Raw genomic sequence first — 11,206 nt, forward strand, 5'->3', positions numbered from 1 at the left:
GAATGAACTTTAATGTAAAGTATCCTATCTCCCTGGTATTGGGTATAGCCGTGGTTGTGGTATTTTTTAACTCCTGTGAGGAAGATCTTACTACTGTTGGTGCAGGGGTAGTAGGAACGGATCCGTTCGTTACGGGGAAGAGGGTTTATGATGTATTCGCCTTTAATAAGAATATAGAGGCGGTAAGGACCGACCAATTGCCTATTTACCAATTAGGGAGCTTTAACGATCCGGTCTACGGAAAAACGGATGCTTTTATTACCTCTCAAGTTTCATTGGCGTCCGGTAATCCCACTTTTGGGATATTCTCCCAAGCAAGGGAAGATAATGCGGAAACCGATGAAAATGTTGCTACCATAGATGAGGAGGAAACCGTTAAAGAAGTTATTTTGTACATACCCTATTTGACGAGGAGCGGCTCTAGGGACAGTGATAATGATGGTGTAGAGGATGCATTTGATTTGGAGCCAACGGATCCGGATAATGACAGTGATGGTGATGGGGTTTCCAATAGAGCTGAAACAGTTGGCAATACAGACCCTCTTAATCCGAATAGTGTAGATGCAAATGGTGATGGAATAAATGATTCGAATAATGAAACTATATTCCCCAATAATTTCGCTAGAAGAATAGAGTTGGACAGTATTTATTTTAACGATGAAGTGTACGAGGAATTTAAGGATAAGGACATTAACTTTAATTTAAAGGTTGAGCGGTCTACATTTTTTTTGAGGGATTTGGATCCCAATGCCAACTTTCAAGAAGCACAGCAATATTTTTCGTCCCAGGAATTTTCTCCCGCTTTTGTATCGGATGTTTTGTTTGATGATGTGCATATGTTAAGCGATGAGGAGTGGTTGATTCCTAGGGAAGATGATGAAACTACAGAGGATGTAGATGAATCGTTGACTTTTAATAGACAACCCCCGGGGATAAGGGTAAGGTTGAATCCTCAATTTTTTCAGGATAATATCTTGGATAAAGAAGGGAGTTCGGAGTTGTTAAGCACAGCAAATTTTAATGAATTTATGAGGGGGTTACACTTTTCGCTTAGCGCTGTAAATAATGAAGATTTGCTCCTGCTCTTAGATTTAAGGAGGGCCAATATTACCTTAACATATACGTTCAAGAGACATATAGCAAATAGTACTGCCAGTGATCCTATAGAATTGCAAGAAAGGAACTTTGTATTTTCTTTTTTATCACAACCTCAAGCCGGGGCCCCTATTTCCGGGAATGCGGTAAATACCTTTAAAAATGAAGCATACCCTCCTGAAATAGCTTCTACATTGGACAATGGGGAAAACGCCTCAAGAATTTATGTAAAAGGTGGTGCTGGGATTATGACCCAAATTAATCTTTTTGAAGCCTTGGACGGGGCCGAGAATGTTATTGATGAAATCAAACAGGAGAATTGGATCATTAACGAGGCCAATCTTGTTTTTCATATAGATAGGGAACAATTGAATGCCGTGGGAGGTACCATAGAACCACCGAGGTTGTATTTGTATAATGCCGAGACCGGCGCACAGCTATATAATTTCAATACGGAGCGGAGCGAATCGGATAACCTTTTTGGGCAATTCCTTAACTATGATGGTGTTATTGAAAAATCCAATGGGGATGGTATAAAATATACGGTTCGGATTACAGATCATATTAACAACATTATAGTAAGGGATTCTACAAATGCTGTCTTGGGGTTGACCTTAACTTCAAATATTCAGAATATAAGTGTTTCCAATGCCATGCTTACCGAAGGAGAAAAAGATGTGCCTACCACAGCTACGATAACCCCGTTGAGCACGGTGTTGTTTGGGCCCGATCTTCCCGAAAATGACCCCGATTTTGAAAAAAGATTAAAATTGGAGATTTTCTATACCCGGATAGACTAAATTTTTGAGCTTCAAATACTTCTAATCCTGTTTTTTCGTTTTAGCCTATACCATTATATAGAAATAAATCGTTTTACATCCAAGAACTGGAACAAAATTTTAAGTATTCCAGTATTTTTATATAATTCTTTTTGATAAACCACCAAACAAAATCAAATTATGTGCGGAATTGTAGGATATATTGGTCATAGAGAAGCATTTCCTGTTATAATCAAAGGGTTGCAAAGACTGGAGTACAGAGGTTATGACAGTGCGGGGATTGCCATATTCGATGGGGTTCGGATAAATTTGACAAAAACAAAAGGAAAGGTAGAGGACCTTAAGCTTAAGGCCAAAGAAACTTCCTTGACAGGAAGCTTGGGGGTAGGGCATACAAGATGGGCTACCCATGGAGTGCCAAATGATGTTAATTCACATCCGCATTATTCAAATTCCGGGGATTTGGTCATTATCCATAACGGAATTATAGAGAATTACGAGTCCATAAAAAAAGAGCTTTCCAAAAGAGGCTATACATTTACTTCCGATACGGATACCGAAGTACTGGTCAATTTGATCGAAGAAGTAAAAAAGACCGAGGGGGTTATGTTGGGTCAGGCAGTACAGATAGCTCTAAATCAAGTGGTAGGAGCGTATGCCATAGCGGTTTTTGACAAGCAAAAACCGGATGAGATCGTTGTAGCCAAGTTGGGAAGCCCTTTGGCCATAGGGATAGGTGAAAATGAATTCTTTATTGCCTCGGATGCCTCCCCCTTTATAGAGTTCACCAATAATGCAGTGTACCTGGAGGATGAAGAAATGGCCATAGTACGTTTGGGCAAGGAAATCAAACTACGGAAGATCAAGGACGATGCTGTTGCCTATCCCAGGATTTTGGAACTTCAGATGAATTTGGAGGAGATTGAAAAAGGGGGTTATGACCATTTTATGCTCAAGGAAATATATGAACAACCAAGAGCTATTAAGGATACCTATAGAGGAAGATTGCTTGCCGATCAGGGATTGATTAAAATGGCAGGGATCGATCATAACATGGAGAAGTTCCTGAATGCCAATAGAATTATTATCGTGGCCTGTGGAACCTCATGGCACGCTGGCCTAGTGGCCGAATATATCTTTGAGGATTTGGCCCGTATCCCGGTAGAAGTGGAATATGCCTCGGAATTTAGGTATAGAAACCCTGTGATAACGGATAAGGATGTGCTTATTGCCATTTCACAGTCCGGAGAAACAGCGGATACCCTAGCCGCCATAAAGTTGGCCAAAGAGAAAGGAGCATTTGTTTTTGGGGTATGTAATGTAGTGGGGTCGTCCATTGCCCGTGAGACCCATGCCGGGGCCTATACCCATGCCGGTCCTGAAATAGGAGTGGCCTCTACCAAGGCTTTTACTACCCAAATTACGGTTTTGACCCTGATAGCGTTAAAACTGGCCAAGGCAAAAGGAATTTTCTCGGAGACGGAATACCATGAATATTTGACCGAATTGGAAAACGTACCCAACAAAGTGGAAAAAGCTTTGGAATCCAATACGCTTATTGAAATTATATCCGATGTTTATAAAGATGCTACCAATTGCCTCTATTTGGGAAGGGGGTATAATTTTCCCGTAGCCCTTGAAGGGGCGTTAAAATTAAAGGAAATTAGCTACATTCATGCCGAAGGTTATCCTGCGGCGGAGATGAAGCACGGCCCTATTGCCTTGATCGATGAACAAATGCCGGTCTTTGTCATAGCGACCAAGAAAGGTCATTATGAAAAAATAGTGAGTAATGTTCAGGAAATAAAATCAAGGAAGGGAAAGATAATCGCTATTGTCACAGAAGGAGATGAGCAGGTGACCGAACTTGCCGATCATGTGATAGAAGTTCCCGAAACTTCGGAAAGCCTTTCACCGTTATTGACAACGATACCGCTGCAGTTATTATCATACCATATAGCGGTCATGAGAGGTTGTAATGTAGATCAACCGCGTAATTTGGCAAAATCGGTTACTGTGGAATAAAATTCCTAATAACGAATTATATATAAAGGCTCAATACTATTGAGCCTTTTTTTTGTTGATATTGTGGGTTTTAGACCTAATTCCATAAAAATAATACTATGCATGCATAATTTTTTTCATTTTGTTATATTCCATATAAAATAATCTGTATCTTGAAACATGAACTAACTCTTAACTCAAATTTCTAATGAGAACAATACTATTTTTAGCATTGGTTTTGTCTGTGAATATTGGTCTTTCCCAGACAACGATCCGCGGGAATGTTGTAGATCAAAACAACGAACCCATTCCCGGGGCCAATATCGTTATTGTCGGTAAGGCAATAGGTACGGTTACGGATTTTGATGGTAATTTTACCCTACAGACCTCGGAAACCCCTCCTTTTCAATTAAGGATTACAAGTATAGGATTTACGGAAAGTTTGGAGGAGATAACTGCCAACGATCAGACTATTACGGTGATTTTAAGTGAATCGCAAACATTTTTGGACGAAGTGGTACTTTCCGCTTCAAGGACCCCGGAACGGATTTTTGAATCACCCGTTTCCGTAGAGCGTTTTGGACTAAAGGAAATTGCAAATACCCCATCAGAATCTTTTTATAGCGGTCTACAGAATTTAAAGGGCATAGATGTCAACACCAACAGTTTAACCTTTCAATCTATAAATACAAGAGGATTTGCCACATTTGCCAATACCAGATTTTTACAACTGGTGGATGGTATGGACAACTCCGCTCCAGGGCTGAATTTTGTGTTGGGGAACTTGGTCGGGATGTCCGAACTGGAAGTGCAAAGCGTGGAAATTTTACCGGGAGCATCTTCTGCGCTCTACGGTGCCGGTGCCTTTAATGGCATTCTTTTTATGAGAAGTAAAAATCCGTTCGACTTTCAGGGCATAAGTGCCTATTTTAAAACGGGATTTACCGATCAGGATGCGGCGGGAACCAATCAATACTATGATTTTGGAATCCGAGCTGCCCATGCATTCAATGATAAATTGGCGGTAAAGGCCAATTTATCCATATTAAAGGGCGAAGATTGGCATGCGAACAATACAGAGGATTTGGCAAGACCCGGAGCTACAAGGGCAAATCCCGCATATGAAGGATTGAACGTTTACGGGGATTTTGTAGGAACTACCTTGGATTTTGACGATTTGGGCGGACTACCTTCAGGAACAATCGGGTCTGCCCGTGTTACCAGGACCGGATATGATGAGCGAGACGTTATGCTGGACTATGGGGCCGAAAGTGTAAAGACCGATTTTTCTGTGCATTACAGACCATTTGCCAATGATTTTGAAATTATATATAATGGCCGGGTAGGTAGAGGTAATACCATATATCAGGGCTTTAGTAGATATGCTATCCGTAACTTTATAATGCAACAACATAAACTGGAGATCAGGAACGATAACTTTTTCTTGAGAGGATATTTAACTTCGGAAAATTCCGGAGACACATATGATTCAAGGTTTGCGGCCATAAACATCAATAGGGCCTGGAAATCGGACGAGGATTGGTTCGGAGATTATGCCAGGACTTTTATCGGGGCAAAACTGGGAGTTGGTACAGGAATACAGTTGGATGATGCCACTGCCCATGCCGCAGCAAGACAAGCAGCGGATACAGGAAGGTTTTTGCCCGGTTCACCAGCGTTTATTTCAGCCTTTAACAGAATTACCGCAGATGGTGACATATTAACGGGCGCAAGGTTCATAGACAATACCAAATTGCGTCATGTGGATGCCAATTATAATTTTTCTTATTTGACCAAGGATTTTGCGGATATCCAAATAGGAAGTTCATTTAGGGAATATGTTCTAAATTCCAATGGAACAATTTTCACCGATATAGACAGGCCCATTACCTATGGGGAATATGGGGCATACCTACAGGTTCAAAAAAACCTGTTACAGGACCGTCTTAAATTTACGGGGTCCATAAGGTATGATAAGAATGAATTTTTTGATGGCTTTTTATCGCCCAGAGGTTCATTGGTCTATACCCTGGGGAAGCGGAGAAACCATAATATTAGGGTCTCGGCACAACAAGGTTTTAGAAACCCGGATACGCAAAGCCTCTTTATAGGATTAAACCTTGGGCCCGCTATTTTGGTGGGCTCGGCACCCAGTAATTTAGATAGGGACGTTAGGACCTTTACCCTAAGCGAAGCAGGGGCCGCACTCACTGGTTCCAATACTGCCACTGTGAGGGGAAGGGCCGCCTATGAAAACGCTTTCTCGGCCAATTCGGTTCAGGTTGGCGCACCCACGGCCATAACTACAGACCTGGTAAAACCAGAGGAAATAACGGCCTATGAGTTAGGGTATAGGGCACAATTAGGCAAGGTTTCCATAGATTTGAGCGGGTATTTCAATAAGTATCAAAATTTTAACTCAACGGCCAACGTTATTGTTCCGTTTTATGGAGAGGCCGGGGACAACACACTGTCTTTATTGGCATTGCAAAATGAGGATTTTCAGGTATATCAAGTATACACAACGGCAGGGGCGGATATTGAATCTTATGGAGCCACTATTGGAGTGAATGTAAAGGTTTTAGGGAACTTTGATCTGGGAGCCAATTACACCTATGCCGATTTTGAATTTGATAGAGCGGCCTTTCCAGATTTTGAGACAAATTTTAATACGCCAAAACACAAGGTGAAGGCTTCTTTTGGTAATACGAGTTTGTTCAAGAACTTTGGATTTAATGTCAATTACAGATGGAGCGATACATTTTTCTGGGAAGCCACCTTTGCCGATGGTCAGGTACCGGCATATTCTGTTTTGGACGCACAGGTCAATTACGCCGTACCGAGTATTAAATCCGTATTCAAGGCCGGGGGATCCAATATTTTAGGAGAAGAGTATTTTACGGCCACCGGTACCGGCTTAATAGGGTCTATCTTTTATATTTCATGGGGTATAAACCTTTAAAGATTATAATTTAAATCCAAATAATCTCTTCAGGTAGTGTCCCGGGGTTTTCCGTTTCATTGTTCTTGGCGGGAGATTAAAACGGTTTTTGTAGTTTCCGACAGGTTTGATCTTTAGATTGGGCAAAACTGACGGAACATCGTTTATGTACAGAAAACAAAGGGTTTCAAGAAAATTCTCATTTAAAAAAAGCACCTAGATCAGGTGCTTTTTTTTAGGCTTAAAAAAGAGTGGAAACTAATTTTCATTTTAGCGTGAATAGTATATCTTTGCAGCCTGAAAATGAAAGCATTTTTCAGCTTGATTTTAAACGTAATACATAAACAGATAAGGTAATGTCAAAAGTTACAGGTAAAGTTTCGCAAATCATTGGACCAGTGGTAGATGTAGAGTTTCAGTCTGGCGCCGATCTTCCAAAAATCTATGATTCTTTGGAAATCACGAATAAAGATAAGTCCAAACTGGTTCTGGAGGTGCAGTCTCACGTTGGTGAGAATACGGTAAGAACAATTTCCATGGATTCAACGGATGGATTGAGCAGGGGAACGGAGGTTGCTGCAACTGGAGATGCGATTCAAATGCCTATAGGTGATGATGTATACGGCCGTTTGTTCAATGTGATCGGAGATGCTATCGATGGTCTCGGGGAACTTCCAAAATCCGGTAAGGATGGATTGCCGATTCACCGTGAAGCGCCAAAATTTGAAGACCTTTCAACTTCTACCGAAGTATTGTTTACGGGAATCAAGGTAATCGATTTGATCGAACCCTATGCAAAAGGAGGTAAAATTGGTCTTTTTGGAGGTGCCGGTGTTGGTAAAACGGTATTGATCCAGGAATTGATCAACAACATTGCGAAGGGTCATGGTGGCCTTTCCGTATTTGCAGGAGTAGGAGAAAGAACAAGGGAAGGAAATGATTTGCTTCGCGAGATGTTGGAATCCGGTATTATAAAATACGGGGACGACTTTTTACACTCCATGGAAGAAGGCGGATGGGATTTATCTAAAGTAGATAAAAAAGCGATGAAAGAATCCAAGGCGACATTCGTTTTTGGACAGATGAACGAACCTCCCGGGGCACGTGCAAGGGTTGCATTGTCCGGATTGACCATTGCCGAGTATTTCCGTGATGGTGCAGGAGAAGGTCAAGGAAAAGATGTACTTTTCTTTGTGGATAATATATTCCGTTTTACACAAGCAGGTTCAGAGGTTTCGGCACTATTGGGACGTATGCCTTCTGCGGTAGGGTATCAACCTACATTGGCAACGGAAATGGGAGCTATGCAAGAGCGTATTACCTCAACTAAAAGAGGTTCCATTACTTCGGTACAGGCGGTTTACGTACCTGCGGATGACTTAACGGATCCGGCACCGGCAACCACGTTTGCCCACTTGGATGCCACCACCGTATTGTCCCGTAAAATTGCGGAGTTGGGGATTTATCCCGCTGTGGATCCATTGGATTCCACGTCAAGGATTTTGACTGCGGAGATTTTGGGTAATGACCATTATGATTGTGCACAACGTGTAAAAGAACTTCTGCAACGTTATAAAGAATTACAGGATATTATTGCCATTCTGGGGATGGAGGAATTATCCGAAGAAGATAAATTGGCCGTAGGTAGGGCAAGACGTGTACAGCGTTTCCTTTCGCAACCTTTCCACGTGGCCGAGCAATTTACTGGTATTCCAGGGGTTTTGGTAGATATTAAAGAAACCATTAAAGGCTTTAATATGATCATGGACGGTGAATTGGATCATTTGCCGGAATCCGCCTTCAACCTTAAAGGAACCATTGAAGAAGCGATCGAAGCTGGAGAAAAAATGTTGGCCGAAGCGTAAATGAGTAAGCAGTAATCAGTTTTCAGTATTCAGTTACTGCCAACTGTCAACTGCAATTGCTAACTAACTAATAATATGTATTTAGAAATTGTATCACCAGAAGCTACGTTATTTTCAGGAGAAGTTACATCCGTAACCGTTCCCGGAATAAACGGAGAGTTTCAAATGTTAACCGATCACGCACCGGTTGTCTCGTTGTTGCAGGAAGGTCAGGTCAAAATAGAAGGAAACATCAGTATTGATGAAGCTTATGAAAATAAGTTTTCCAGTGATGCAGCTGGTAAGACCGTTTTAAATATCTCTAGTGGAACTATTGAGATGAAGGACAATAAAGTAATCGTTCTGGCAGATTAGGACAACGAAGGATGTATAAGACTTAAAGAGCCATACAATTTGTATGGCTTTTTTATGGTTTATAGGTTAGTAAATCGGCAGGTTGACAGTCCAATACAGTACAAATAGCTTCAAGGGTAGAAAAACGAATGGCTTTTGCCTTCCCTGATTTTAAGATTGATAAGTTGGCCTCCGTTATACCAATGGCTTTGGCCAACTCCTTGCTCTTCATTTTTCGTTTGGTCAACATGATGTCCAAGTTTACAACAATGCCCATATTATATAGTTAGATCATTTTCAGCCTGAATTTGATATCCTTTTTTAAAGACGGTAACAATAAAAAGAATAAAAACCCCCAGTATAAGATGAAGTAAGTATGTTGGCAAATCCCTAAAAGTAGTGTGCTTCATTATGGCAAAATGTATAAGAACAAATGCAAGTGGACTTCCGATTAAATTAAATAATGCAAAGTGATTTAATCGTTTTATAGCAGTTGCCGTGAACAAGGTTTTTGCTTTAAAAGTTTTTAATATCGAAGATAACTTATAGAAAAACAGAACATAAAAGAAAAGTGTTAAGGCTATAGTTGTAATCACATTGGATTGATAAACTCCCTGGATATAAGAACCGGTTAGAGGAATTTTAATGCCAAATCGGTTTTCTAGAAGTTCATAATTCTCCATTAAAAGGGAAGTCAAGATGAACAAAAGAAGTAATAAGATGCCCAAAGCCAGGAAACAAAAGACATAATATAAATACATAGAAAGCGATTTTGGCCCGAACATCTTCATTTTAATTAAAATTATTGTTTAACGATAACAAATATATAAAAATTATTGAAAAACAATAATTTAATGTGGAACAATACTGATTTTTTAATCCATTCAATCACTAATGGTTCTTTGGCCTTGTAAACCGAACACCTAGAATTGAACATTGAAATTTATGAGTCGTAAATTGTTAAATACGTTATTTTAATATTCAATTATTGACTTGGGAGGCCCCTTTTTTTCCATAAACGTCCTACATTTGACAGCATGTCAAGTTTCCCGAAAAACCTTCAAAACAAACTGGCCAAAAGAGATAAGGAAAATGCCATTCGTACTTTGGGCGATACCTCTTCCGGTCTGGTGGATTTCTGTTCCAATGATTATCTGGGCTTTGCACATAATGAAACCATATTTTCCAGAACATTTCAATTGTTGCTAACGGAAAACATAACACAAAATGGGGCAACAGGTTCCCGACTATTAACGGGAAATCATAAATTATATGGTCATTTGGAGTCTATACTAATGGAATTTCATAATGCCGAAAGTGCCCTGATATTTAATTCCGGTTATGATGCCAATGTAGGTTTGTTTAGTGCGGTACCGCAACGGGGCGACTTTATTTTTTACGATGAATTGATCCATGCCAGTATCCGGGACGGTATGGGAATGAGTTTGGCCAAAAGCTATAAGTTCAAACATAACGATTTGGCGGATTTGAAATCAAAAATTCAGGCGCAGATCAGCAAGGATGCCGAGGTGTATGTGGTCACGGAATCTGTATTTTCCATGGATGGTGATTCACCTGATCTAAAGGCACTGACTAAGTTTTGTGGTTCCAATAACTATCATTTGATTGTTGATGAAGCCCATGCCACTGGTATTTGTGGTAAAAAAGGGGAAGGCCTTTTGCAGGAATTGGGGCTGCAAAAAGAGGTTTTTGCCCGGCTGGTTACCTTTGGTAAGGGAATGGGTACCCACGGCGCCGCTATTTTAGGTTCCGTGAAGCTTAAGGACTATTTGGTGAATTATGCCCGGAGCCTTATTTATTCCACCGGGTTGCCACCACATTGTATCGCCACCATTATTTCGGCATATGACTACCTTAAACAAGAAGGGCACGAAGAATTGGGAAGATTAAAGGAAAATATTGAAGGGTTCAAGGATAAGCTTAAAAAATTGGGGTTGGAACAAAGGTTTGTAGCCAGTGGTTCCGCTATTCAATCCTGTCTTGTAAAAGGGAATACCAGAGTAAAGAAAGTTTCCCATACCCTACAGGAAAAAGGTTTTAATGTCAAGGCAATACTCTCGCCAACAGTTCCAGAGGGTCAGGAACGGCTTCGTTTTTGTATTCATAGTACAAATTCCAAAGAAGAAATAGGTTTGGTCTTGGAGTTATTGTCGAAATACATATAGTTA

General features: G+C 40.6%; 8 protein-coding genes. 6 read left to right on the forward strand and 2 right to left on the reverse strand.

The window, feature by feature from the left end:
- Positions 1 to 2: 2 nt before the first annotated feature.
- The 5 genes from ACKWB9_RS00735 (at position 3) to ACKWB9_RS00755 (ending at position 9,038) form a co-directional block, all read left to right on the forward strand.
- The gene (locus ACKWB9_RS00735; RefSeq protein ID WP_414001060.1) at positions 3 to 1,895 is read left to right on the forward strand and encodes a DUF4270 domain-containing protein; all 1,893 of its coding nucleotides are present in this window, start codon (positions 3 to 5) and stop codon (positions 1,893 to 1,895) included.
- Between the two features lie 159 nt (positions 1,896 to 2,054).
- Complete coding sequence (gene glmS / locus ACKWB9_RS00740) at positions 2,055 to 3,899, forward strand: glutamine--fructose-6-phosphate transaminase (isomerizing) (protein ID WP_414001061.1); 1,845 nt, start codon at positions 2,055 to 2,057, stop codon at positions 3,897 to 3,899.
- 187 nt (positions 3,900 to 4,086) lie between these two features.
- Positions 4,087 to 6,840, forward strand: a complete 2,754-nt coding sequence (locus ACKWB9_RS00745; protein ID WP_414001062.1) for a TonB-dependent receptor — start codon at positions 4,087 to 4,089, stop codon at positions 6,838 to 6,840.
- A gap of 335 nt (positions 6,841 to 7,175) precedes the next feature.
- Entirely contained in the window at positions 7,176 to 8,684 is a 1,509-nt protein-coding gene (gene atpD, locus ACKWB9_RS00750; RefSeq protein ID WP_414001063.1) for a F0F1 ATP synthase subunit beta, read from the forward strand.
- 75 nt (positions 8,685 to 8,759) lie between these two features.
- The gene (locus ACKWB9_RS00755) at positions 8,760 to 9,038 is read left to right on the forward strand and encodes a F0F1 ATP synthase subunit epsilon (RefSeq protein WP_414001064.1); all 279 of its coding nucleotides are present in this window, start codon (positions 8,760 to 8,762) and stop codon (positions 9,036 to 9,038) included.
- Positions 9,039 to 9,090: 52 nt separating this feature from the next.
- On the opposite strand, the gene ACKWB9_RS00760 is transcribed toward ACKWB9_RS00755, so the two are convergent.
- The gene (locus tag ACKWB9_RS00760) at positions 9,091 to 9,294 is read right to left on the reverse strand and encodes a helix-turn-helix domain-containing protein (protein ID WP_414001065.1); all 204 of its coding nucleotides are present in this window, start codon (positions 9,292 to 9,294) and stop codon (positions 9,091 to 9,093) included.
- Between the two features lies 1 nt (position 9,295).
- Entirely contained in the window at positions 9,296 to 9,700 is a 405-nt protein-coding gene (locus ACKWB9_RS00765; protein WP_414001066.1) for a DUF2975 domain-containing protein, read from the reverse strand.
- A 354-nt stretch (positions 9,701 to 10,054) separates the two neighbouring features.
- On the opposite strand from ACKWB9_RS00765, the gene ACKWB9_RS00770 reads away from it, so the two are divergent.
- Positions 10,055 to 11,203, forward strand: a complete 1,149-nt coding sequence (locus tag ACKWB9_RS00770) for an aminotransferase class I/II-fold pyridoxal phosphate-dependent enzyme (RefSeq protein ID WP_414001067.1) — start codon at positions 10,055 to 10,057, stop codon at positions 11,201 to 11,203.
- Positions 11,204 to 11,206 lie beyond the last annotated feature (3 nt).

This window comes from Maribacter spongiae, from assembly GCF_047345125.1.
GTDB lineage: Bacteria > Bacteroidota > Bacteroidia > Flavobacteriales > Flavobacteriaceae > Maribacter.